General features: G+C 58.3%; 23 protein-coding genes. 10 read left to right on the top strand and 13 right to left on the bottom strand.

Annotated features, from left to right (window positions below; translation table 11 throughout):
• Positions 1 to 96 precede the first annotated feature (96 nt).
• Positions 97 to 1,152: an SDR family oxidoreductase gene (locus AC0TOY_RS14360; RefSeq protein WP_473721982.1), complete on the top strand. Its 1,056-nt coding sequence runs from the start codon at positions 97 to 99 to the stop codon at positions 1,150 to 1,152.
• Positions 1,153 to 1,192: 40 nt separating this feature from the next.
• On the opposite strand, the gene AC0TOY_RS14365 is transcribed toward AC0TOY_RS14360, so the two are convergent.
• Positions 1,193 to 2,173, bottom strand: coding sequence for an NAD(P)H-dependent flavin oxidoreductase (locus AC0TOY_RS14365; protein ID WP_473721983.1), 981 nt, complete (start codon positions 2,171 to 2,173; stop codon positions 1,193 to 1,195).
• Positions 2,174 to 2,301: 128 nt separating this feature from the next.
• Here AC0TOY_RS14365 and AC0TOY_RS14370 point away from each other — a divergent pair, with 128 nt between their 5' ends.
• The gene (locus AC0TOY_RS14370; protein ID WP_290094847.1) at positions 2,302 to 3,186 is read left to right on the top strand and encodes a LysR family transcriptional regulator; all 885 of its coding nucleotides are present in this window, start codon (positions 2,302 to 2,304) and stop codon (positions 3,184 to 3,186) included.
• Here the strand turns inward: AC0TOY_RS14370 and AC0TOY_RS14375 are convergent.
• Positions 3,158 to 4,612, bottom strand: a complete 1,455-nt coding sequence (locus tag AC0TOY_RS14375) for an aminotransferase-like domain-containing protein (protein WP_473721984.1) — start codon at positions 4,610 to 4,612, stop codon at positions 3,158 to 3,160. The genes AC0TOY_RS14370 and AC0TOY_RS14375 overlap by 29 nt on opposite strands.
• Positions 4,613 to 4,708: 96 nt before the next feature.
• On the opposite strand from AC0TOY_RS14375, the gene AC0TOY_RS14380 reads away from it, so the two are divergent.
• Entirely contained in the window at positions 4,709 to 5,476 is a 768-nt protein-coding gene (locus tag AC0TOY_RS14380; protein ID WP_248272148.1) for an arylamine N-acetyltransferase family protein, read from the top strand.
• 22 nt (positions 5,477 to 5,498) lie between these two features.
• On the opposite strand, the gene AC0TOY_RS14385 is transcribed toward AC0TOY_RS14380, so the two are convergent.
• The 4 genes from AC0TOY_RS14385 to AC0TOY_RS14400 all read right to left on the bottom strand — a co-directional run bounded on the left by AC0TOY_RS14385 (position 5,499) and on the right by AC0TOY_RS14400 (position 11,688).
• Positions 5,499 to 8,576, bottom strand: coding sequence for an efflux RND transporter permease subunit (locus AC0TOY_RS14385; RefSeq protein WP_473721985.1), 3,078 nt, complete (start codon positions 8,574 to 8,576; stop codon positions 5,499 to 5,501).
• Positions 8,573 to 9,721: an efflux RND transporter periplasmic adaptor subunit gene (locus tag AC0TOY_RS14390; protein WP_473721986.1), complete on the bottom strand. Its 1,149-nt coding sequence runs from the start codon at positions 9,719 to 9,721 to the stop codon at positions 8,573 to 8,575. Before AC0TOY_RS14390 ends, AC0TOY_RS14385 begins: the two co-directional genes overlap by 4 nt.
• A 78-nt stretch (positions 9,722 to 9,799) precedes the next feature.
• Positions 9,800 to 10,996, bottom strand: coding sequence for a sensor histidine kinase (locus AC0TOY_RS14395; RefSeq protein WP_473721987.1), 1,197 nt, complete (start codon positions 10,994 to 10,996; stop codon positions 9,800 to 9,802).
• A complete protein-coding gene (locus AC0TOY_RS14400) occupies positions 10,993 to 11,688 on the bottom strand; it encodes a response regulator (RefSeq protein ID WP_008500520.1) in 696 nt (231 codons plus the stop codon). Before AC0TOY_RS14400 ends, AC0TOY_RS14395 begins: the two co-directional genes overlap by 4 nt.
• A gap of 124 nt (positions 11,689 to 11,812) precedes the next feature.
• On the opposite strand from AC0TOY_RS14400, the gene AC0TOY_RS14405 reads away from it, so the two are divergent.
• Positions 11,813 to 12,598 carry a MipA/OmpV family protein gene (locus tag AC0TOY_RS14405; RefSeq protein ID WP_473721988.1) on the top strand — a complete coding sequence of 262 codons (786 nt, stop codon included), beginning with the start codon at positions 11,813 to 11,815 and terminating at the stop codon, positions 12,596 to 12,598.
• A gap of 35 nt (positions 12,599 to 12,633) precedes the next feature.
• On the opposite strand, the gene yajD is transcribed toward AC0TOY_RS14405, so the two are convergent.
• A complete protein-coding gene (gene yajD, locus AC0TOY_RS14410; protein WP_003857471.1) occupies positions 12,634 to 12,981 on the bottom strand; it encodes an HNH nuclease YajD in 348 nt (115 codons plus the stop codon).
• Positions 12,982 to 13,159: 178 nt separating this feature from the next.
• On the opposite strand from yajD, the gene AC0TOY_RS14415 reads away from it, so the two are divergent.
• Both AC0TOY_RS14415 and AC0TOY_RS14420 read left to right on the top strand, forming a co-directional pair.
• Positions 13,160 to 14,185: an LLM class flavin-dependent oxidoreductase gene (locus tag AC0TOY_RS14415; RefSeq protein ID WP_032651088.1), complete on the top strand. Its 1,026-nt coding sequence runs from the start codon at positions 13,160 to 13,162 to the stop codon at positions 14,183 to 14,185.
• A gap of 25 nt (positions 14,186 to 14,210) precedes the next feature.
• Positions 14,211 to 15,158 carry a zinc-dependent alcohol dehydrogenase family protein gene (locus tag AC0TOY_RS14420; protein ID WP_473721989.1) on the top strand — a complete coding sequence of 316 codons (948 nt, stop codon included), beginning with the start codon at positions 14,211 to 14,213 and terminating at the stop codon, positions 15,156 to 15,158.
• A gap of 3 nt (positions 15,159 to 15,161) precedes the next feature.
• Here AC0TOY_RS14420 and AC0TOY_RS14425 read toward each other — a convergent pair whose 3' ends face one another.
• Positions 15,162 to 16,196 carry an AI-2E family transporter gene (locus AC0TOY_RS14425; protein WP_032651092.1) on the bottom strand — a complete coding sequence of 345 codons (1,035 nt, stop codon included), beginning with the start codon at positions 16,194 to 16,196 and terminating at the stop codon, positions 15,162 to 15,164.
• Between the two features lie 133 nt (positions 16,197 to 16,329).
• Between AC0TOY_RS14425 and AC0TOY_RS14430 the strand changes: the two genes are divergently transcribed.
• From AC0TOY_RS14430 to AC0TOY_RS14445, 4 genes are all read left to right on the top strand, one after another.
• Positions 16,330 to 16,500, top strand: coding sequence for a protein YdgV (locus AC0TOY_RS14430; RefSeq protein ID WP_085930315.1), 171 nt, complete (start codon positions 16,330 to 16,332; stop codon positions 16,498 to 16,500).
• Between the two features lie 117 nt (positions 16,501 to 16,617).
• A complete protein-coding gene (mdtJ, locus tag AC0TOY_RS14435; protein ID WP_008502463.1) occupies positions 16,618 to 16,980 on the top strand; it encodes a multidrug/spermidine efflux SMR transporter subunit MdtJ in 363 nt (120 codons plus the stop codon).
• Entirely contained in the window at positions 16,967 to 17,296 is a 330-nt protein-coding gene (gene mdtI, locus AC0TOY_RS14440) for a multidrug/spermidine efflux SMR transporter subunit MdtI (RefSeq protein ID WP_045910373.1), read from the top strand. Before mdtJ ends, mdtI begins: the two co-directional genes overlap by 14 nt.
• Before the next feature lie 84 nt (positions 17,297 to 17,380).
• Positions 17,381 to 19,543, top strand: coding sequence for a bifunctional diguanylate cyclase/phosphodiesterase (locus AC0TOY_RS14445; protein ID WP_473721990.1), 2,163 nt, complete (start codon positions 17,381 to 17,383; stop codon positions 19,541 to 19,543).
• Position 19,544: 1 nt separating this feature from the next.
• Here the strand turns inward: AC0TOY_RS14445 and AC0TOY_RS14450 are convergent, their stop codons facing one another.
• The 5 genes from AC0TOY_RS14450 to puuE all read right to left on the bottom strand — a co-directional run bounded on the left by AC0TOY_RS14450 (position 19,545) and on the right by puuE (position 24,518).
• Complete coding sequence (locus AC0TOY_RS14450; protein ID WP_032651094.1) at positions 19,545 to 20,366, bottom strand: trypsin-like serine peptidase; 822 nt, start codon at positions 20,364 to 20,366, stop codon at positions 19,545 to 19,547.
• Positions 20,367 to 20,468: 102 nt separating this feature from the next.
• Positions 20,469 to 20,552: a small membrane protein YdgU gene (ydgU, locus tag AC0TOY_RS14455; protein WP_021241182.1), complete on the bottom strand. Its 84-nt coding sequence runs from the start codon at positions 20,550 to 20,552 to the stop codon at positions 20,469 to 20,471.
• A gap of 93 nt (positions 20,553 to 20,645) precedes the next feature.
• A complete protein-coding gene (gene asr / locus AC0TOY_RS14460; protein WP_032651095.1) occupies positions 20,646 to 21,059 on the bottom strand; it encodes an acid resistance repetitive basic protein Asr in 414 nt (137 codons plus the stop codon).
• Between the two features lie 549 nt (positions 21,060 to 21,608).
• Positions 21,609 to 23,096, bottom strand: coding sequence for a carboxypeptidase M32 (locus AC0TOY_RS14465; protein ID WP_473721991.1), 1,488 nt, complete (start codon positions 23,094 to 23,096; stop codon positions 21,609 to 21,611).
• A 150-nt stretch (positions 23,097 to 23,246) separates the two neighbouring features.
• On the bottom strand, positions 23,247 to 24,518 hold the full coding sequence (gene puuE / locus AC0TOY_RS14470; RefSeq protein WP_473721992.1) for a 4-aminobutyrate transaminase: 1,272 nt from the start codon (positions 24,516 to 24,518) through the stop codon (positions 23,247 to 23,249).
• Between the last annotated feature and the right edge of the window lie 13 nt (positions 24,519 to 24,531).

Genomic DNA, 24,531 nt, shown 5'->3' on the forward strand with positions numbered 1-24,531 from the left:
TAATGATTCTGCTTATAAGTGCCATCGGTTTCAGGGGATATCTCCAGAAAAAATAATATATCACACTGCGTCTGTCACCCTTTCCGGAGAAACACCATGAACAAGATGCAGCAACACAACGTCGCCCTGGTCGCGGGCGCCAGCGGCATAGTCGGCAGACAGCTGGTCAACACGCTCCTGCACCATCAGTGGGAGGTGATCGGCCTCAGTCGCCACGCGGTAACCCACCCTGACGGCATCCCCGTGGTGAACGTCGATTTACTGGATGCGCAGGACACTGCACGGGCGCTGCACGCCCTGAACGGTGTCACCCACATCTTTTACAGCGCCTGGGCGAACGCGGCGAACTGGGCAGACATGGTTGAGCCGAACGTCACCATGCTGCGTAATCTGGTCAGCACCCTCGAAAAAACGGCACCTTTGCAGACGGTAAGCCTGATGCAGGGGTATAAAGTCTATGGTGCGCATCTGGGGCCGTTTAAAACCCCGGCGCGGGAAAGCGATCCCGGCGTAGCGGGTGCCGAATTTAACGCCGCGCAGCTCACGTGGCTCAGCCAGTTTCAGCGGGGAAAAGGCTGGCACTGGAATGCCATCAGGCCGGGCGTGGTGGGGAGCGCGGTGCCGGGCAATGTCATGAACCTTGCGCTGAGCATCGCTCTGTACGCCTCCCTGTGTAAGGCGCTGGGTTTACCGCTGCGTTTTCCCGGTTCAGAACAGACCTGGCGCAGCATTGTTGACCATACCGACGCCGGGCTGCTGGCCGAGGCAACGCGGTGGGCCGCCACGTCACCTGCGGCACAGAATCAGGCCTTCAACGTAAACAATGGCGATATCTGGCGCTGGAGCGAGCTGTGGCCGCGCATCGCACGCTGGTTTGAACTGGACTCTGCGCCGCCGGTGAGGTTGTCATTTCATCAGCTGTTTAACGACTATCGCGGCGTATGGCGCGAGCTTGCCGAAGAGCGGCTGGTGGAAGCGGATATTTTGCAGCTAAGCGACGGGCGGTTTGCCGATTTTGTCTTTAGCTGGGATTACGACATGTTCGGTGACGGGAGCAAGCTGCGCAGGGCGGGCTTTACGCAAATGCAGGCGACCGATGAGATGTTTTTCCGCCTGTTTGCGCAGCTGAGAGCCGCGCGGATTATTCCCTGAGAACACAGGGCGTCCTGATAACCATCAGGACGCCGAGGGCTTACTCAACCGCTAACAGATTGACGATCTCGGCCACGCTTTTCACGCTGCGGATATTCCCAATCCCCGTGCCGAGCGCGATATAGCCTTCATCGGTGTTATTTTCCAGCATGCCCAGACGCAGGCCCCGTAATCCTCCCATCGCCTTGCCCAGCGCTTCGTTGCTTGCGCCTGCTTTATCCATCGATGCCAGTTTTTCCGCCAGCTTGCCGGGAAGCGCGCGGTAGTAATGGGGCACGGTGCGAAAAAGGAGTAAGTCCAGGCCGTTGGCGGCAACAATTTTCTCTTTGACCCCCTGCGGCACGCGGCTTTCTTCGGTACTGATAAAGACCGATCCGGCAAACACGCCTTCCGCACCTAACGCATGCGCTGCTCTGGCGGTGCGATTATCGGTAATACCGCCCGCGGCCATCACCGGGATGTGCTTCACGGCATCGGCAATAAGCGGCACGATGGAAAAGGTGCCAAGCGCCGTTGCGGGTAACGTTCCGCCCTCATCAAAACCGGTGGCGACGATAATGTCTGCCCCCAGATCTTCTGCGAGACGGGTGTTTTCCGGCGTGGGATTGATGTCGCGGTAGATAATAGCGATCCCTGCCTCTTTTAACTCACTGAACAGCGCGGGAATAATGCTGCCTTCCCCATAGCCTGTATACACCACGGCCCTGACGCCTTCCTCTTTTACCACCTTAAGAATTGGTCCAGTCCAGACGTCATTAACGGCGGTGGGGATCAGGTTCACGCCAAACGGTTTTTCGGTCAGCCGTTTGGTTTTACGAATTTCTTCACGCATTTTTTCGGCGGTCTCCTCCGGCGTGGAGACCGCGGTGTCGGCGGTTAAGCCTGCATTGGGTCCCAGCACGCCGAGCCCGCCGGCATTGCTGACCGCGGCAACTAAACGGGCATCGGTAAGCCAGGATAACGGCCCCTGAATAACAGGCTTTTCGATACCCAGGATCTGACAGATACGGTTATTTTTCATAGCAGACTCTCCCTTACGTTTGAATGGAGGAGAGTGTAGGGGGCAATATTGTTAGGAAAAATAGCCTAAAAGATTCATCACTGTTATAAAATCAATAACAATATCCCGTTCGCGGTTTGAAATCCTTTATGCAAATAAACCTCTTTGAATCTATTCGAATTTTTATTGAAATTGTCGAGTCAGGTAGTCTTACCCAGGCGGCGGAGAATCTGCAGATCCATCGTCCGGCAGTCACCAAATCGTTACAGCTTCTGGAGCAACACAGCGGCACGCGGCTCCTGCAGCGCACAACGCGTCGGATTAGCCTGACGCCGGATGGGGAGGCATTCTATCGCCAGAGTAAACCCCTGCTGGCGCAGGCGGACGAATTGCTGGAGTCGTTTGGTACGGACCGGGCAATACACGGTCAGCTGCGTGTGGATATGCCGGTCTCTTTTGCCACGCTGCGGGTGATACCCAATCTGCCTGATTTTTATCGTCAGCATCCTGAGATCGACATCATTCTGAGCAGCTCTGACCGCCGTCGGGATATGCTGCGGGATGGCCTGGACTGCGTGCTGCGGGTGGGAGAGCTGGACGACGGTGATTATATCGCGCGTAAAATCGGGAACATCAAAATCACGACCTGCGCCAGCCCGGCCTGGCTGGCAAAACACGGTACGCCAGAAACGCCGGATGATTTACGTAAACATCAGGCCATCAACTGGATTAATACCAGCAGCAGACATATTCATCCGTGGACGTTTACCACGCCAGAAGGCGTCGCGGAGATGACGTTGCCCGGTAAGCTTGTGGTGGATAACTCCGAGGCCTACATCGCGGCAGGCCTGGCCGGGCTGGGGTTAATGCAGGGGATGAATCTCTTTCTCCAGCCTTACATTGACCGCGGCCTGCTGGTTGAGGTCTTGCCAGCCTATCGCTCGCCGGACCGCAAGCTGTCACTGCTCTACCCACACCGTCACCTCTCCCGCAAAGTGCGGGTATTTACCGAGTGGCTGGAGAGTCTGGTGTGAAAACGGCCAGTTCATGGCATAGTGCCCCAATCTGCCCTACGGCATTGAGCAGGCGGGGCGTCGGTTCGTTTGCACAGTTTAGCCGCAGAAAGTGCGTGAGTTCTGCGCCAGGAGAAAACAGGGGACCGGGGCTGACGCCAATACCCCGCGCCAGCGCGCGACCATGCACCTCCAGCGCGTTGACCTGCGGAGGAAGTTCGACCCACAGCAGGAAACCGGCAGCGGGCACGTTTACGCGGGTACCAGGCGGAAAGCTCGCCCCGACCTGCGCCACGACGGCGGCTATTCCCTCTGCGATCCGCCGCTTTAGCCGCCGCAGGTGACGGTCGTAGTCGCCGCTTGCCAGCATCTCGCTCGTCGCGGCTTCCAGCAGCGGTGCACCTGCCCAGTCTCCGGCCATGCGGGCCTGCAAGACCTGCGTGTAATAGCGTCCGGCGGCAATCCAGCCGATTCGCCACCCCGGCGCAAGCGTTTTAGACAGGGAGCTGCAGTAAATCACATTCCCGCTCTGGTCGAACGCCTTGCAGGCCGGAGGACGTTGCCCCTCACCGACCAGATCTCCGTAAACATCGTCCTCAATCAACGGAATTTCTGCCTCTTCAAGCAGGGCAACCAGTTCCTGCTTGCGTGCGACGGGCATGCTGGCACCCAACGGGTTTTGCACGGTGGGTGAGGCCAGGACGGCAGCGGGGCGATGGCAGCGAATGGCGTCAGCCAGCGGCTCCAGCAGCAGGCCTTCCACAGGGTCGGTGGGGATCGCTAAGGCCTTCAGGCCTAAATCCTCCAGCAGCAGGAGCGTGCCAAAGTAGGCGGGCTGCTCAATTGCCACCACATCACCTGGCTGACACACGGCCCGAAGTGCCAGGCGCAGCGCCTGCGTCGCGCCCGAGGTGATAATGAGATCGTCCGCGCCGAACCGGGCTCCCCATTGCGCAGAACGCGCGGCAATCTTACTTCGTAGGTCTGCTCTTCCCGGGGGCAGGCTGTAGCTCTGTCCATGCGCGTCCAGACGACGGCCCGCGGAGTGCAACGCCCGCTGCAGCGCGTCTCCTGGCAGCCACGCGGGATCGGGCAGGGCGGCGCCCAGCGGGATCAGCCGGGCTTCTGCACTGCTGAACAGCGACCGGGCCACGGCGGATAGGGTGACGGGGACCGGACCGGGTGAGGAGCGCGCGGGCTCCACGCGCGGTGACAGGCTGGTCTGGCGGATGTAGTAACCTGAACGCGGGCGCGCAACGATCAGCCCTTCAGCCTCGAGGCAGCGAAGGGCCTCCAGCGCCGTCGGAAGGCTAACGTGCTCGCGCTCGGCCAGTTTACGCGCGGAGATCATCCTGTCACCGGCGCGCAGCGCGCCAGACGTCAGCGTGAGGCGCAGCATCTCGGCAATTCGGCGATAGTGTGGGGACGACTGGGACGGGGCAGACATGGGTATCTGTTCAGGCTAATTTTCGATAAAACTGACTATACAGCCAATGATGCGCGCCATCTATAGTGTCCGGCATGTTCAGGACAAGGAGGCATTATGCATAGCGATAATTTTAACATTTCCACCTATTTCAAACGCATAAACTACACCGGACCAGTGGCTGCCGATACGGCCACCCTGCATGCGCTGATGCGTCATCAGCTCTTTTCCGTTCCCTTTGAAAATCTGGACGTGCAGGCGGGTAAAATTGTCTCGCTGGCGCCAGACGACATTGCTGATAAGGTGTTAACGCAGGGGCGCGGCGGCTACTGCTATGAGGTAAACGGGCTTTTTGCCATGGCGCTGGCGGCGTTAGGGATACCTTACCGTTTCGTGGCGGCGCGCCCGATGTTCTACCCCGCGCGGCGGCCGAAAACCCATATGGCGTTGATTGCCGAGGTGGAGAGCCGACAGTGGCTTTGCGACCTCGGGTTCGGCAGCTACGGCATTCGTGCGCCGATGGCGCTGGACACGCTTGATGTGGATATCACGCAGGATTTCGACACGTTTCGGCTAAGCCGCAGTGCGGAGGGCGAATATCTGCTTGAGGCGAAGGTGGAGGGGGAGTGGGCCCGGCAATACGGCTTTGATCTCACGCCTCAGGAATGGATTGATTTCGTCCCGGCCAACTACCTTAACTCCACGCACCCGGATGCGATCTTTGTGCAGAAGCGGGTGGTGGTACAGCACAGCCCGGAAGGACGTCAGATTTTACTGGGCGATATGCTGAAAACCATCACCGCGAACGGCACTGAAGCGCGGCAGCTGGCGGAGGATGAAATCCGCCATGTCCTGAAAGACCGTTTTGCGTTGACCGCCGCGTAATCAGCCGGGAAACGGTGGAGCCTCAGCGCAGTTCATCTTCTGTGGCTTTGCGCTGAGCGCCCCACTGTAACAGCAGGCTAAACGACGCGGGTAACACGGTCAGCGTCACCAGCGTCGCAACCAGCAGCCCGCCGATGATGGCATAGGCCATTGGACCCCAGAAGACCTGGTGAGAAATGGGGATCATGCCCAGAATGGCGGCACAGGCGGTCAGACAGATGGGTCTGGCCCGGTGTTCCGCAGCCGCCATAATCGCGGCATCGTTTGTCATCCCCTGAGCAAGATTGCTGTCAACCTCGCTAATCAATATCACCGCGTTCCGCACGATCATCCCCGCCAGGGCGATAACGCCCAGCAGCGCGACAAACCCCATCGGCGTTCCGCCGGGCAGCATAGCCAGCACGATCCCCGGTAAACCAAACGGGGCCATCAGGAGGGCCAGCAGCATCCGGGAATATTGCCGCAGCTGAAGCATCAGCAGCAACAGCATGATGACCAGCGTTACCGGAAGAACGGTAAAGACGGAGCTGTTCCCCTTATCCGATTCGGCAACCGCGCCGCCTTCTTCAATGCTGTAACCTGCCGGCAGGCTCGCGCGCAGTTTATCCACCGCCGGACGCAGCGCCGCGGATACCGCTTCAGCCTTCAGCCCCGGGGCAAGATCCGTTTGCACCGTGATAAAGGGCACGCGCTGGCGACGCCAGATGACCGGATCGTCCACGCCCCAGACCGGCGTCGCGACGGCGCTGAGCGGAATTTTTTTACCGTCGTTCCCCTGAATCGTGAGTGAGGAGAGGGTGGCGGTGCTGTGGCGCGCATTGTCTGTGGCCCGGAGCACCACGTCGACAAGGCGGTCGTTATCTCTTATGGACGTGACAACGCTGCCGGACCAGACGGTGTTCAGCGTGCGGGCGAGGCTTTCTGACGATATTCCCGCCGCCCTGGCCGCCGTCTGATTCACCTCAAGGGTGATGACCCTCTCCGGCTCTCCGGCCGTCTGGTTAACGTCGCGTGAGTACGGGGACTGCCCAATCGCGTCCGTGAGACGGTTCGCAAACGCCCGGACCTGCAGATAATCGGGCCCGCTCACCCGGTATTTGATTGGCCAGCCGACGGGCGGCCCCAGCTCAAGGGGCGACACCCGCGTGATGATGTCGCTAAACTGCGTCGCCAGGATCCTGTTGAGCTGCGCATGCAGACGATCCCGCGCCTCAAGGTCTTTAGCCACCACAACCATCTGGGCGATATTCTCATTTTCCAGCAGCACGTCCATCGGCAGGTAAAAACGGATGGCGCCTGAGCCAACGTAGGTCGAAAAGCGATCGATATTGCCGTTGTCGGCCAGCGCTTTTTCCAGCCTTTCCACCTCTCTGAGGGTTTCCGGCTGCGAGGCGTTGGCCGGAAGCGTCAGGCTGACCAGCAGTTCAGGCCTGTCGGAGGCAGGGAAAAACTCGCCCTGCATAAACGTCGTGCCGTACGCTGACAGCCCCAGCGCGGAAAGGGCGAGCAGCACGGTAGCGACCCGGTGACGCAGTGCCAGGCGTAAAAGCCGTCCGTACCCGCGCGCGATCTTTCCGGGGCCCGCCGCGTGATGTCTGACTTTTTCCGGCAGCAGCCACGTCCCCGTCAACGGCGAAAACAGGATCGCGACAGCCCAGGAACAGAGCAGGGCGATGAGCACCACCGCAAACAGGGAAAAGCAGTATTCACCGGCGCTGGAGGCCGCAAAACCAACGGGAATAAAGCCGGCAATCATCACCAGGGTACCGGTGAGCATCGGGAAGGCCGTCGTTTTGAATGCATGGGTGGCCGCATGCCGACGGGAATCCCCGGCTTCCAGCCGGGAGACCATCGTTTCGACGGCGATCATGGCGTCATCCACCAGCAGGCCCAGGGCAATGATCAGCGCCCCGAGCGAGATACGCTGAAGGCCGATGCCTGCGAGCATCATGCCGGCAAACGTCATGGCGAGCACCAGCGGGATGGCCGTCGCCACCACCAGTCCGGCCCGTAAACCCAGCGAGACAAATGAGACCGCCAGCACGATAACAACAGCTTCGATAAGCACCCGGATAAACCCGCTTACCGCATCACTCACCACCGCTGACTGATCGGCGACTTTCACCATCTCGATACCGTGCGGCAGCCCGGCGCTGAGGGTCGCCATTTTTGCATTCAGCGCAGCACCGAAACGCAGCATGTTGCCTGTCGGCGCCATCGAGACCGCCAGCCCGATAGCCGGTTTGCCGTTCACCCGGTAGGCCGGGGCCGGTGGCTCGGCGTTTTCCCGGGTGACGGTGGCAATGTCGGTCAGCGGAATATAGCGATTGTTAACGTGCAGCGTGACGGCGCGTAAACTCTCTTCGGTCGTGAGCGCCCCGCTGACCTTTATCGCCATGTTCTCCTGCCCGGTACGCATCGTTCCTGCCGGGACAACGGCGTTTTGCGCCCGGAGGGCGTCGGCGACCGCCTGAATATCCAGCCCCATACCGGCCAGGCGCGCCGGAGAAAAGGCGAGAACCCACTGCTCCTGCTGTTCGCCCAGCAGGGTGGTTTTACCCATATCCGGCAGGGACATCAGCTCGCGCCGTATTGTCTCTGCGCGAACCCGCACCTCCCGCAGGGTGAAACCCTCGGGAATAAAGGCGTAAATTGTGCCGAACGTGTCGTCAAACTCGTCATCCACGGCAGGACCCTGCACCCCTTCAGGCAGGGACGGCGCGATGTCCTGCATTTTTTTGCGAACCTGATACCAGATGTCCGGCACGCTTTGCGGGGGCGTATCGTCACGGAGGTTGACGTGGATAACGGTGCGTCCGGCCCGGGTTTCACTTTCGAGATAGTCCAGCCAGGGCGTTTCCTGCAGCTTTTTTTCAAGCGTATCGGTCAGCAGGCGGGTGGTATCCGCCACGGATGCTCCCGGCCACTGCGCGGAGACGACGGCCGTTTTAATGGTGAATGCCGGATCTTCGTTACGCGGCAGCTTTTCATAGCAGAACACGCCCATCGCAATCACCAGCAGCATGAAAAAGCTGACCATCTGCTGGTTCTTCAGCGCCCAGGCGGAGAGGTTAAATTTGGTTTCCGATCCTGTGTTCATGGCTGAATCTCTTCGGCAATCACCGGCTCGCCGGATCGTAATGTGCTCACGCCCGCTGTAATCACCCTGTCGCCGGGCTCAAGGCCGGAGGCAATCATGACGGAGGTGGCCGTATAGCTGGCGGGCACCACCACGCGCAGTTGCGCCCGCGACTGCGGGGTAATCACAAAAACCGCCGGTTTGTCGCCGGCTCGGGTCAGCGCGGACGCGGGAAGGGTGTACCCGTGCGGGGCTGACGATGGCAACGTGACGGTAACGCTGGCACCCAGCGCCATGGCCGCCGGCGGGTTTTGCAGGGTGGCCCTGGCGCGCCAGGTGCGGGTCTGAGGATCGGCCTGCGGGGTGATATCCCGCAGTAGGGCAGACGCCTGTACCGACGGGGCGCTGAGCAGGGAAACCTGCAAAACCGCCTTATCCAGAGGCGGGATCGTATCGGGCGCGGCAATATCAAACACCACGTCGCGGACTTCCCCGGTTGCCAGCGTCAGCACGGACTGACCGTCGCTGACCACCTGTCCCGCAGAGGCGTTCACGGCCGTAATGACGCCCGCTTGTGGCGCGTTCAGGCGCGTCCAGCCGAGGCTTTCGCGGGCATTTCGCCACGCGGCCTCGCTGCTTTTTAAGCGCGCGCGGGCGACAAGCCAGTCCGCACGGGCGCTGTCGAGCTGCGTGCGGGCTATCGCACCCGTTGGCATGAGCTTTTGCATGCGACTGACGTTAAGCGCGGCGACCTGCGCTGAGGCTTTGGCGCCTTCATAATCGGCCTCAGCGCCGTCGAGCTGGTTTTGCCCGGTCGTATTGTCAAGCGTGGCCAGCAGCTGTCCGGCGGTGACACTGTCACCAATATCGACGCTACGCGTCAGTATCCGCCCCCCGGTACGAAAGCTCAGGGTCGTTTCATCGTGGGCATGGATCTCACCGGTTCTTTCCAGCGTGGGAAGGGAGTGGGCGGTGCCAACGACGACGTAGCGTACCGTTCGCACAGGGTTGGGCTTATTTTCGTGTTTATCACCGCAGCCGGTCAGCGGAAAAATCGCCAGCGCAAGCAGGGCCAGGGGAAGAAAATGCAGCCAGGAAAGGGTACGCGCCACGCCGTACAAATGATGCAGGCAGTGGCGGAGGGAGAGAAAAAATTCGTCTGACATAACGCCGCTCCATAAAGGGAATGGCGTTATTAAATGCGCGCTACGTCGAGAAAGATTCGATGTTCTGTCAAGGCTTTATCAAGAGTGGAGATTTTCATTATCGGAGGGATACCAGGGCAACAAAATGCGCACCGCGAGGCCGCCGGTTTCCGGTAATGATGCGCTAATCTCACCCCCATGCGCCTGGCAAATCGCCCGGGCGATGGACAAACCAAGGCCGCTGCCGCCGGAATGCCGCGCGCGGGACTGCTCCTCGCGGCTAAAGCGTTTAAACATTTCCGGTAAGAACTGGGGCGACACGCCCGGCCCGTCATCGGTGAATTCGAGGATGTAATGCCCGCTGGCGTAATGCAGTGCCACCTCAAGGTGACCGCCTTCGCGTCTGTAACGTAGCGCATTTTCCATGAGGATGGTAACGACCTGCCCCATACGGAACGCATCGCCCCGGAAGGGGCTGGTGTGCGGGTTACGCAGCGTTATCCTGAAATGATGCGCATCCGCCTGGGGCATGATCCAGGCAGCCCGCTCCTGAATCAGCTCATCCAGACAGAACGGCTGGTCCTCCAGCACAAGGTTACCCGCGTCTGCCAAAGAGAGAAGGTGGAGTTCATCGGTGAGGCGGTTGAGGTGCTGGAGCTGTTTCATCACCATGCCCAGCTGCGCCGGGCTGGCATCAAACACGCCGTCTAACATGCCCTGCAGACGCCCGATGGCGGCCGTCAGGGGCGAGCGCAGCTCATGCGCCATCGCGACGTGCGAGGCGCGGAGCTCTTTCTCATAGCGGGCAAGTTGTCCCGTCATAGAGTTAAAGTCGGTCGCAAAGCTGACCATTTCTGCCGGTGCATCTTTGATCAGCTCTGCCTGACGGCCAAACTGACCTTCGGCGACATCCTTTGCCGCATCGCGAAGTCGGCTGAACTGCAGTGCCAGCGGGCGGGCGTGTTTGAGCCCCATCACCACAATAAACGGGATCATCACCAGCACCAGCAGGGCCACCGTGACCCAGTCGGCTGAGGCGATGGACGGCGTGGAATAGCTCAGGCCCCACCAGGTGTCCACAATCGAGTGGAAGCGGGCCGGATTGGCCTGCGGGTTCTGGCTGAGCGTAAGAAACTCCTGCCGGACCGCTGGCGGCATCCTGCCCATGATCCAGTAGTTCTGGACCGCATAGCGCAGCCACATGCAGGTGGCAATGACGATCACGCTGCCGATGGCCAGCGCTAAAATGCGTGCGCAAATCCAGCGCCACAGAGAGGCGTGTCGGTTTTTTATCATGGCTGTCTGAACCTGTAACCCACGCCGCGCACGTTGATCAGCACGCCGGAAATACCCACCGCTTCGAGTTTTTTACGCAGGTTATAAATATGGGTGTCCACCACGCGCTCCAGCGCCTCGCTTTCCGGCAAACAGTGTTCCAGTAAATACTGGCGGGAGAACGGGTGCGCAGGCGAGCGCAGCAGCGTTGCCAGAAGCGAGAATTCCGTTGGCGTAAGATCGAGCATCACAGGCGCGTCGTCGCCGTTGTCCACGCACGCCACAATGGCGGCGACATCCACCGCCAGCGTTTGCCAGCGAAGGATCTTTTCCTCTGTCTCTTTTTTACTGCTGCGCCGCAGCACCGCCTGCACCCGCGCCACCACTTCGCCCGGATGATAAGGCTTCACAACGTAATCATCGGCACCGTAACGCAGGGCGCCAATGCGATCGGGAGTATCCCCCATGGCCGTGACCATGATCACCGGCACATCGCTTTTACGACGCAGGCCCGCCAGCACCTCGGTGCCGTTAAGTCCCGGCAGCATTACATCCAGCAGGATGAGGTCGGGCTTCCACCGCTGCGCCATATCCAGGCCGGAAAGACCGTCCCCGGTAATGGTCACGTCGTAATTTTCACGCCGTAAATAGGCTTCGAGCACGCCAGCCGCGTCGGCGTCATCTTCAATAATCAGCACTCTTCTGGATAACATCCGTTCACCTTGACCATTTCTTAACACTATCCCGACGATTCATTGATTCAGCCAAATCATACTGCGCCAACATTGTATGGCTGTCCCTGTCTCAGGAGACGCCAGCGTCTGTAAGGAGAGCAGTATGATAGCGATAAAAAAAGTCCTGTATATGTCCGTCCCGCTTCTGATGGTCGTGGCATCCACCGCGCAGGCGGATGATGGCACCGCGTCCGATTCCTTAACCGTCGGGCTGGGAGGGCAATATGCCCCGCGTTACTCAGGCTCAGACAAGCAGGTGTGGCAGGTGGTTCCTGTGCTGCAGGGACGCAAAGGCGCTTTCTTTGTTGATGCACAAAAAGGGGTGGGATATGACCTGCAAAACGACAGCGGTTGGTATTTCGAACATACGCTGGGCTACGACCCCGGAAGGGCTGATAAAAATTCTGGCTGGCGTGAGGGTGCAAACAACCTGAAAGGGATGGGGGACATTAATGCCACCCTGAATACCGGCCTTGCCGTCGGCTGGCAGGCCGCGCCATGGTTGAGCATGGAAGGCAAAACGACGCTGCCGTTAACCGACAGTCAGGGGGCAAGCTATCAGGCCTCCATTACGCTGATCCCGGTACAAAATAACCAGGACACGGTCGCCTTGCAGTCTGCGGCCCTGTTTGGCGACAGCCGTTATCTGAATACGTGGTATGGGGTCAGCGAGCAGCAGAGCCGCCGCACCGGATATCGCCGCTATTCAGCGCCGGGTGGATTTTATGGCGTCGACACCAGCCTGACCTGGAGCCATCAGTTCGATGCTCACTGGGGGACGGTCCTGAGCGCGGACTATACCTGGCTTAGCGATCGTGCGAATGACAGCCCGATCGTGATGCGGCGCAATGAGGGGTCTGCAACCGCCGCTTTCACCTGGACATTTTAAATTCGCAGAGCACGATGTGAGTGAGGGGAAGAGGATTACTTCTTCTTATCCATCATCGCCTTTAAATCGGCAAACGGGTTAAACGTGGCGACGCCCACGTCTTTTTGCGCGTCTTCCCCGGCGACCACGGTGGTGCCGTACTGATCCGCTTCGGTGTATTTCGAATGCTCGTGATCGTGGCAAAACAGGCACAACAGCTCCCAGTTGCTGCCATCTTCCGGGTTATTGGTATGGTCGTGATCGATATGGTGAACCGTGAGTTCACGCAGATTGGAATAGACAAACTCGCGCGAGCAGCGTCCACACACCCATGGATAGATTTTTAATGCTTTTTCGCGATAGCCGCTTTCCAGCCGCGCGTAGTTTTTAGGGATCAGAGCCATTGCCGGTTTTACCTGCCATGAAAAAAGTGGGGGATATTATATCCCATTATGGCGCGTAATGACGCCCTGCTCAATTCTGTCAATTTATTTGAATCATTCCGTTAAATAAACGGCATTTATTCTTACCGGGTAATGCGTAAAGTGGACAGAACGCAACGCATTATCAGGACACATGGTTATGAAAAAGATCGGGTTTTTATCCTTTGGCCACTGGACGCCTTCACCGCAGTCCGGCACGCGCTCGGCGGCAGACACGCTGCTGCAGTCCATCGATTTAGCCGTGGCGGCTGAAGAGCTGGGTGCAGACGGCGCGTATTTCCGCGTGCACCACTTTGCCCGACAGCTTAGCTCGCCGTTCCCTCTGCTGGCCGCCATTGGCGCAAAAACGAAGACCATCGAAATCGGTACCGGCGTGATCGATATGCGCTATGAAAATCCGATGTACATGGCCGAAGATGCGGGCGCGGCGGATCTGATTTCCGGCGGTCGCCTGCAGCTTGGCATCAGCCGTGGCTCGCCGGAGCAGGTCATCGATGGCTGGCGTCATTTCGGCTATGTCCCGCAGGAAGGGGAAAACGAGTCGGATATGGCGCGTCGTCATACCGAGGTGCTGCTTGAGGTGCTGCGCGGGGAAGGGTTTGCCAAACCGAACCCGCAGCCAATGTTCCCGAATCCTCCGGGGCTGCTGCGCCTGGAGCCGTATTCTGAAGGGCTGCGCGAGCGTATCTGGTGGGGCGCCGGTTCAAATGCGACGGCCGTATGGGCCGCAAAGCTGGGAATGAACCTGCAAAGCTCAACCCTGAAGGACGATGAAACCGGTGAGCCGTTCCATATTCAGCAGGCAAAACAGATCCGCGCGTACCGTCAGGCCTGGAAAGAGGCAGGGCACACGCGCGAGCCGCGGGTGTCGGTCAGCCGCAGTATTTTTGCGCTGATGGACGACCGTGACCGGATGTATTTCGGGGCCAGCCGCAACGACAGCGATAGCGTGGGTTATCTTGATGAGAAAACGCGCGCCATCTTCGGGCGCAGCTATGCCGCGGAGCCGGACAAGCTGGTTGAACAGCTGAAAAAGGACGAGGCGATTGCCGAGGCGGACACGCTCTTACTGACCGTGCCGAACCAGCTGGGTGTGGATTATAATGCGCACGTGATTGAGTCTATTCTCAAACATGTCGCACCGGCGATGGGCTGGCGCGAGTAGTTCCGCTATCAGCCTTGAGATCGTAATGGAAAATCTGGCCCTCTGGTATCGCCGGTTTGGCGATCCAGAATCTGTTCTGCAACCTGAAACCGCGCCGCCGGGCGCGCTTGCGCCGGGACAGCTCCGCGTGCGGATGCTGTTTTCTCCGGTCAACGCGTCCGATCTTATCCCCATCACCGGTGCCTATCGTCACAGAACCCCGTTACCGGCGGTCGCGGGGTATGAAGGTGTCGGTGTTGTCACCGAGGCGCCCGCCTCGTTTAAGCATCTGGTGGGGCAGCGCGTCCTGCCGCTGCGCGGTCAGGGCACCTGGCAGCGCTATGTGGATTGCCCGGCAGAGTATGCGATACCCGTTCCGGACACCGTCGACGCACATCTGGCCGCGCGGGCCTATATTAACCCGCTGGCGGCGCAGATGATGCTGATCCGCTACCCGCCGCGTGGAAAGCGGGTCTTGCTCACGGCTGCCGGATCGGATTGCGCCATTCTGCTGGGGCAGTGGGCGCGTCAGGCGGGGGCGGAAGCGGTGTATGGCATTCACCGCTCTGCCGTGCATGCTGAACGGCTGGAGGCGATGGGCATCACGCCTGTCGCACAGCATGACGCAAACAGAATCGGCACCGTCGCCGCCCGTAGCGATATCGTCTACGATGCCACCGGCGGGCCGCTTGCGGAAACGATCCTCAGCGTGATGCCCGAGCAGGGCATGTTTGTCTGCTACGGGCTGCTCTCCGGGCAAACCTTCACACAGCGGCGGCCTGCGCCGCGCGTGGCGTGGTTCCATATCCGAAACGGTCTGGATGCGCTCAGCGTTGAGGCGTGGCGCGCGGAGTTCGATCGCATCTGGCTGAGGTTGCCCGACAGTGAGTACAGCGACGTTACGGTGTACCCGCTGGCGGAGTGGCGAAGGGCGCTCAGCGCTTATCGTGAAGGTGGAAGGACCCGCAAGCCCCTCCTGTCGATGGCGGAATGACGGCTAGTGATGGCTCATATCGCTCAGCAGCACGGCGATACTTTGCCCGCCCGCCGTCTGCTCCAGACCAATCTTGACGATGATGGTGAGCGGAACGGAGAGCAGCATCCCAACGGGCCCGAGCAGCCAGCCCCAGAATATCAGGGACAAAAAGACCACCAGCGTGGACAGTCCCAGGCCCCGGCCCATCATGCGGGGTTCCAGTATGTTACCGAACACCAGATTGATGACCAGGTATCCGGCCAGCAGGATCAGCGCGTCATAAAGCCCGCTGAAAACCAGCACCTGAAGAATAGGGGGGATCGCCGCCAGCACGGAGCCGATGTTGGGAATGTAGTTAAGCGCAAACGCCAGTAACCCCCAGACGAATGCAAAGCGGACGTCCAGCGCCAGAAGCATCACCCAGACGACAACGCCTGTCACCAGGCTAATGGCCGTTTTCAGCACCAGATAGCGGGAGACGCTGTCCAGCGCGCGTTGAATCGCCCCCATTCCTTCGACCGGACGGACCATTATCTGCTGCAGCTTTGCAGGAAGCTGCGGCACCTCCAGCAGCATAAACACCACCGTTAAAAACAGCAGGAAAATGGAGGTCATGGCATTGGAAAGCTGAGCCAGCAGGCTGGTGACGATCGTCATCGCCGCATTGGGGTCGATATATTTCAGCAGTTCTTCAACCGAGACTTCGATACCCGCGCGTTGCAGCCAGGGCTCCAGCTGCAGCAGCGGTATTGCCAGCGAAGAGCGGTATTTCGGCAGCGTTCGCGCCAGTTCATTGAGCGAGGTCCCCAGATACGCCACCAGCAAGACCATCGCCACAATAATGATGCTGATAAGCAGCGTGATAGCCAGCACGCGTGGAATGCGTAGCCGCGTCATGCGCTGAACCAGCGGGTTGAGGATCACCGCAATAAACAGGGCCAGAATAAAGGGCACAATAATGTCGGCGGCAAAGCGCACGCCTGTCAATATGATCACCAGCATGCCCAGCATGATGACAATTTTTAACCCGTTCAGGGTAATGATGGGTTTAGCCATGGTGACTCCGAAATTTTCTTTATATTTATAATAAAGGTGAAAGGCATTGCAATAAACTAACCAAAATCAAACGGAGTGGGTAAAGAATTGCAAAGGCTTTGAGTAAAATCCTGGCTTATGGTACAAATTCGGTGTGTTTAACTACCGAGGACAATTTTCATCCGCAAAGACGAGAAGCAACAACGCGGATAATTGTAATTTTATGGACAATATGTTCAGGACGTACTCTTCAAACAATACTGCTGTATACTCCACCTCTTTCTGCCTGCTTTCTGGTGAGCAACACTGGCGCACCGCACTATAGTCATTTCTTCTGCCTGAGCTGGCGCTAAGCGCTTAGCTGACTGATTTCAATTCGTATTTTTGGGTTTGCTGCACGCAGCGGGCCACGATGGATTATATTCTCAAGCAGGAGAAAAACATGTTTTACTGGATTTTATTAGCCCTGGCTATTATCGCTGAAATTACCGGCACGCTGTCGATGAAGTGGGCTAGCGTCAGCGATGGCAACACCGGTTTTATTTTGATGCTGGTGATGATTTCGCTTTCGTATATTTTCCTCTCGTTCGCGGTGAAAAAAATTGCGCTGGGCGTCGCGTATGCCCTGTGGGAAGGGATCGGTATTTTGTTGATTACGCTGTTCAGCGTGCTGATATTTGACGAAACATTAACAACAATGAAGGTCGCCGGGTTAACGACGCTGGTCGCGGGTATTGTGCTGATTAAATCAGGTACCCGTAAGCCGTCTAAAGTGCAGAAGGAGCAGAACCATGCAACAGTTTGAGTGGGTTCATGCGGCCTGGCTGGGGTTCGCCATCGTGCTGGAAATTCTGGCGAACGTTCTGCTGAAATTCTCCGATGGTTTTCGCCGTAAATTCTACGGCCTGATGTCGATTGCCGCGGTTCTGGGGGCGTTCAGCGCGCTGTCCCAGGCGGTAAAAGGAATCGATCTTTCGGTCGCCTATGCGTTGTGGGGCGGTTTTGGTATCGCCGCGACGCTGGCTGCAGGCTGGGTGCTTTTCGGTCAGCGTTTAAATAACAAGGGCTGGATGGGACTCATCTTGCTACTTGCAGGTATGATTATGATAAAACTTGCCTGACGTTCATAAAGCCATCCTTTACAGGCAGCGAAATTCGCTGCCTGTATTACGCTTAGAAAAGCAAAACCTTAAAGAGGATGGCTGATGTATCGCACATTAAGCTGGCGCAATATTCCCACCGCGAGAACGTTGTTTGCCATGGTCTTTATGGCGGGCATCGGCTTAATCATCTCCGTCGTCGCACTCCTCTATCTTTCCCTGCATCTTATCAGCACCAAAACCAATGAAATTGATGAACACCGCACGGCGCTTTCCGTGCAGGGGGCCATTCAGACATCGGTTAACCGCGTCTCCTCGCTGGTGCTGGATAACGCCGTCTGGGACGATGCGGTGCGGGAGGTCTACCGTCCCACGCTCGATACCGACTGGCTGTATAACACCTGGGGCGCGGGCTTTAAAATCAACAACCTCTATGATGGCACCTTCGTGCTTGATGAGCATTTCAATGTCATCTGGGGATCGTTTCAAAGTCAGCCTTTTCAGGAGACGAATCTCGATTTTTTCGGTAAGGGGCTGAAAGCCCTGATTGCTCAGCACGCGCGCGCCTTATCAAGCGATAAAAATATCTATGCCGGGATCAGCAAAACACGCAGCGGCGTCGCCTTTGTGGGCATTGGGCTGATTCGCCCGATGGTCGGAAGATTACAGGTGACCGACGAAACGCGCCGCTATCTGGTGATCACCCGTCATCTGAACGCCAGAATCTTAGCCGACCTGGGGGCGACCTTTCAGATCGATAACCTGCACTTTACGCCGGAAAAAATTAACGAAATGAGTATGCCGCTGCGCAGTTCGGCAGGGGAGCTGCTGGGCTATCTTAACTGGCAGGCACGGCTTCCGGGGGCGCAGGCCGCCCGGGCGGCATCCTCTGATATCACGCAGATTGTTGTGCTGGCATCGGCCCTGATCCTGCTCTTTATTCTGGTGAGCAGCGTGGGGCTGTACAAGCTTGCGCGAGGAGAAAGCCAGGCGCGTCTGGTGGCGAGAACGGACTGGCTAAGCCATCTGCCGAACCGACGAGCGCTCATCGAAGCGCTGGATCGGGTGAGTCTACGCGGGGATATCGACGTCAAAAGCGTGGTGTTTATCGATCTGGATGGTTTTAAAGACGTGAATGATATCTACGGACACAGCGTGGGAGACGATCTCATCGTGGCGATTGCGAAAACGCTGAGTGAACGCGTGCCGCCAGGGGGAATGCTGGCGCGTATGGGCGGGGATGAGTTTGCCATGACCATCGGCGGTGATGAGGCAGAAACACAGGCCACCGCCTTTGCCGTTTCGGTGCTGGATTTTCTCACCACCCCGGTTCAACTGGGGGAACGCACCATCCATATCGGGGCCAGTATCGGTATCGCCAGCGGAACCCTGATTGAATGTACCAGCTCCGAGCTGTTTCGCCGCGCCGATATTGCCATGTACCATGCCAAAATGAGCGGGAAAGGGCGTATCACCCACTACGACGCCGAGCTGAACAGTGCCCGGGAGCGCAAGCTGGCGATTGAAAATCAGATCCGTAACGGTCTGGAGCGCGATGAGTTTGAGGTCTGGTATCAGCCGATTATTGACGCCCGCAGCCAGAAAATGAGCAGCGTCGAAGCGCTGGTCCGCTGGCCACGTCGCCCGGACGGGCCGCTGGGCCCGGATACCTTCATCGCCATTGCGGAGACCAGCGGTCTGATTTACAAGCTGGGCCAGTTTGTGTTGCAGCGCGCCTGTCAGGATCTCCAGCCGTACGGTGACTTAACGCTTTCCGTTAACATTTCTCCCGCGCAATTCCGCGATCCCGCCTTCGAAGACAAAGTGGCCAGCGTGCTGGAGACCACTCATTTCCCTGCTAACCGACTGCAGCTGGAGGTCACGGAGTCCTATGTGCTGGAAAACCCGGAGCGCGCCCGCATGGCGATAGCCAATCTTAAAGCGCTGGGCACCGCGGTGGCGCTGGATGATTTTGGTACCGGTTATTCCAGCATTGGCTATTTGCGGCGTTTTAACTTCGACACTATCAAGATCGATAAATCCCTGGCCGGGCTGGTGGACCACGATGAACAGGCGGCCGCGCTGGTGAGCGGCACGGTGCGGATCGCCAATGCGCTGGGCATGGCGGTGGTGGCAGAAGGGGTGGAAACCGAGAAGCAAATGAAACTGCTGCGGCTGGCTGGCTGCGATCAACTGCAGGGTTTTTGGTTCAGCCAGCCGATGCCGATTGAGTCAATCAGAGCGTTACGTAAGGTCAGACGCTGCTGATTTACTGCTGCGCCAGCGCTTCCAGCTTGTCGCGAAAACCGGTCACGGACAAGGCCCGGTTATCGGCGCGCCAGCGGTCTTTCGCCGCCGGGGCAGAGCTCTGCACACCGATCAGCTGCCAGCCGTTATCTGTTTTCAGCATCAGCGGTGAGCCGCTATCGCCCGGTAACGTATCGCACTGATGGGAGAGTACGCTGGTTTGCGCCCAGCCCGTCACAATACAGTCGGTATGCGTATAAAGCGTATCCAGATGATCGACAGGATAGCCCGATTGCGTCACCTTCCGGTCGGCGGCTTTCAGCGCGGCGGTGAGTGCGGCTTTGTCGCCCTCAAATAACGGCAGTGGCGTAATGCCTGAAGGCGGGTAGCGTAAAACGATCAGGCCAAAGTCCCATGAGGCAGCCCCCGGCGGCACGATCCAGCCGTCACCATCCGGTTTCAGGCGTTTGCCAAGAGAGGGATCAACCCGACCTTCAATGCCGTGGATTTCATAGCGCCAGGTCCCTTTTTGCGACACAAACCGCAGGGCAACCGCTTTATCCGGCTTGCCGTTTGGTGGGGTTAACAGACAGTGGCCTGCCGTCAGGGCAAGCTGCGGGGTGATCAACGTCGCAGTACATAAGTTACCGCTGGCGGTTTCCAGTTGACCTATAGCATCCCAGGGAGCCTGAGTGGGATCGGCGACGCGCGTGCGATCGTCATGACCGAAAAAAAGCGTCTTTAGCTCTTTCGCGCTAATGGTGTCATCACCGCCATCATCCGCATGTGAAAATCCAGAAAAAAGACCAAACGTTCCCAGTAACAACACAACAGATTTACGCATATCACACTCTGGTGGGGGTAATTATGATTATTAAAAGTGAACCCTATGAAAATACTATAGACGGGACAGCGCTTAAGTGGGAGTAAAATCAGCGTGCTACAATCAGGAAAGATAAAAATGGCTGGCGATGAGCGCGCATAAAATAAGCAGGATCAGAATCAGCTCAAACCGATAGCGTCGCAGCATACGCCCTCCGGATAAAAAAAACGGCGCGGAACCTGTTCCGGTTCGGCGCCGGTTTACCAACGTGCCCCGAAGGGCACGGTTTAGCTTGTACTCTTACGCAGCTGGCTGTGCAGCTGGTTTAGCAGCTTCGTGTTTTACTGCTTTTTTGTGATGCTTTTTAGCAGCCTGAGCTTTCTGCTCTACAGCCGGTTTAGCGGCTTTTTTGTGGTGATGCTTTTTAGCAGCCTGTGCTTTCTGCTCTACAGCCGGTTTAGCGGCTTTTTTGTGGTGGTGCTTTTTGGCAGCCTGAGCTTTCTGCTCGGTTGGTGCTGCGGTTGCAGGTGCAGCGGCTTCTTTTTTCGCTGCAGCTTTGTGATGTTTCTTATGGTGAACCGCTTTTGCTGGGGCAGCGGTGGTGGTTGCAGCAGGTGCGGCAGCCGGTGCAGCAGTTGCGGTAGTGTCAGCAGCAAATGCAGCAGAAGACAGACCCATAGCAGCGGCAACAACCAGAGCTAATACTTTATTCATTCTCATACCCTCGAATTTGGTTTTTCATTTAACCCCACTGCGGGGCCGTTGAAATAACTATATCCCTGTAAATTCGAGGTTTCCGTGAGTGATTGGTATCGGTGTGTAACCATATGTACATTGCCGGGGTTCTGCACGAACGACTCCCTCTCCCTTGAGGGAGAGGGCTGGGGTGAGGGGGGACATACGGCTGTGGAGGTCATTCCGTTCACTTTATGTTCCTTGCTACTCTGTAGGGGCATAACCTGTGAACGTGCCATGGCGGCTCAATCGCCGCCGCCCTGGCAACCCGGGCTCCCGGCGGTAAATCGCCGCTGCGCGGTACCTTCGGCTTATTCCTTCCGGCTTATCGGGGACGGGCGGAGGTAACGTCCCTGTAAAGCCCGCCCTCTCGGCGCATCCATGCGCCTCGCCCCGGCCGGAAGGCAAACGCCTCAGCGATTTACAGCCGGACCAGGGCATCGCTGCGGGGCAATCATTACGCTTCGAAAATGTGTATCGCTTCTGCTTAAAAAATTTACTGGAGGTCCCTCACCCCTGCCAAACAGATTACAAGTAACGTGAGGTCAGATGTTCGCGGAAGTAACGGATATTCAGATCTTCCCCCGTTGCCTGGGTGATTAATTGCGACGTGCTGAAGCGGCTGCCGTGCTGCCAGATGTTCTGGCGCAGCCAGTCAAACAGCGCCGAAAAATCACCTTCAGCGATCGATGCCTGCAGACCCGGAAGCGCCGTTTTCGCAGCATGGAACAGCTGCGCGGCATACATGGCCCCCAGCGTATACGACGGGAAGTAACCAAAACCGCCGTCGGTCCAGTGGATATCCTGCATGCAGCCGTTGCGGTAGTTGTCTTTGGTGGATAACCCGAGCCAGGCCTGCATTTTCTCATCCCACAGGGCGGGAATATCGTCCACCTCGATCTCGCCGTTGATCAGCGCACGTTCAATCTCATAGCGCAGCACCACGTGTGCCGGATAGCTTACTTCGTCCGCATCGACGCGGATATAACCAGGCTTCACGCGCTGGTTCCAGGCAATAAAGTTCTCTTCGCTGAACGCCGCCTGGCTGCCAAAACGGGCATGCACCGCAGGGAGGAGATGTTTGAGGAAGGCCTCACTGCGCCCCAGCTGCATTTCAAAGAACAGGCTCTGCGATTCATGGATCGCGGTTGAACGCGCCAGAGCAATGGGCTGTCCTGCCCACGCGCGCGGCAGGTTTTGTTCGTAGCGGGCATGTCCGGTTTCGTGGATCACCCCAAACAGCGCGCTGAGCAGTTCATCTTCGTCATAGCGCGTGGTGATACGCACGTCTTCCGGGACGCCGCCGCAGAACGGGTGCGCACTCACGTCCAGGCGGCCGCCGTTAAAATCGAAGCCGAGCATCTTCATGGCTTCCAGGCCCAGCTCACGCTGTGTTGCCGTCGGGAAGGGGCCCTGAGGGGGAACGAACGAGCGCTGAGCCTGTTTTTCCACCACGTTTGCCAGCAGGTCCGGTAGCCAGGACTTCATATCGCCGAACAGAACGTCCAGACGCGCGCTTGTCATATCGGGCTCAAAAATATCCAGCAGCGCGTCGTAAGGCGTACAGCCTTTGGCTTCCGCCCGCAGGCGAGCCTCTTCGCGGCTGAGTTTGACCACCTCTTTCAGGTTGGCGGAAAAGCCCTGCCAGTCGTTGGCGGGACGCTGGGTACGCCAGGCGTGTTCACATTTACTGCCCGCCAGCGATTTGGCTTCCACCAGCGATTCGGGCAGCAGGGTCGCCTGCTGGTAGTGGCGCGTCATTTCGCGCAGGTTGGCCTGCTCGACGTCATTCAGATCTTCTCCTGCCGCTGCCGCTAACAGGTCACCGACTTTTTTATCGGTCAGGATCTGGTGCTGCAGGACGCTCATCTCCGCGAGTGCTTCACCGCGCGCGGCGCTGCCGCCTGGCGGCATCATGGTGAACATGTCCCAGCTGGCGATGGAGGAGAGGTGCGAGAAGCGGGAGAGGCGCTGGAAGGTTTTCACAAGTGACTGATAGGCTGATGTTTTTTCCAATTCTTATTTCCTCATGCCGGGGATGTGTTTCAGGGAGCATACAATGAAACAGACCAAATTCCCCAACATTTCCCACGCGGAGGAAATCTGTGCAGATCTCGTCCGTTGAAACCGTCCCCGGCATTCCGGGGGACGGTTTTCGGTGGGCACTCAGGACTTATCGCGCATAACCTGTTGCAGGATCGCCAGCGCCTGGTTGAACTGGGCATCCGGGATGGTCAGCGGATAAAGGAAGCGGATCACGTTGCCGTACTGGCCGCAGATCAATAACAGCAGGCCCTGAGCGAGCGCCTTTTGCTGGATCGCCTGTGCGATGGCGGCTGAAGGTTCACGGCTCTCGGGATCAAAAAACTCCGCCGCGATCATCGATCCTCTTCCCCTTATCGCCACGAGCGCAGGGAAGGTGCTCTGAATCTCCTCCAGCGTGGATTTCAGCCGATCGCCCAGCTGACGAGCGCGCGCGCACAGCGACTCGTTGTCGATAATCTTCAGCACCGCGTGCGCGGCGGCCACCGCAAGCGGGTTGCCGGCATAGGTTCCCCCCAGGCCGCCGGGAGCCGGTGCGTCCATGATGTTGGCGCGACCCACCACGCCGGACAGCGGCATTCCGCCTGCCAGGCTTTTAGCCATCGTCATCAGGTCGGGTTTGTCCGCGTAGTGTTCCATGGCAAACAGCTTACCCGTACGGGCGAAGCCGCTCTGCACTTCGTCGGCAATCATCACGATCCCGTGCTCATCACAGATGCGGCGGATGGCGGCCACCAGCTCTGGCGGGGCGACGTTGAATCCGCCTTCACCCTGAATGGGTTCAAAAATAATCGCCGCCACCTGTTTCGCCTCAATATCTGCTTTGAACAGGCGTTCTATCGCCGTGATGGCATCCTGCGTCGTGATGCCGTGCAGCTCGGAGGGATACGGCACGTGATAAACCGACCCCGGGAAGGGACCAAATCCGAGCTTGTAAGGCGCGACCTTGCCGGTTAACGCCATGGTCATATAGGTTCGGCCGTGAAAACCTCCCCCGAAGGCAATCACACCCGGTCTGCCGGTGTGGGCCCGGGCGATTTTAATGGCATTTTCCACCGCCTCCGCGCCCGTGGTGAAGAACGCCGTTTTGGCCGGGCTCTGCACCGGGGCCAGCTCGTTAAGTTTTTCGGCCAATGAAACGTAGCTTTCATACGGCACAATCTGGTAGGCCGTGTGGGTGAACTGGTGAAGCTGTTTTTCCACCGCGGCCACCAGTTCAGGATGACGATGGCCGGTATTCAGTACCGCGATCCCGGCGGCGAAATCAATATAGTCGTTGCCTTCCACGTCGGTAAGCGTGGCATTCTCCGCCGTGCGGGCGAAGAAATCACACATTACGCCAACGCCGCGCGGGGTGGCAGAAAGTCTGCGCTGATGAAATTCCTGGTTACTCATGTCAGATACCCTT

The organism is Enterobacter sp. PL_is379, assembly GCF_055817355.1.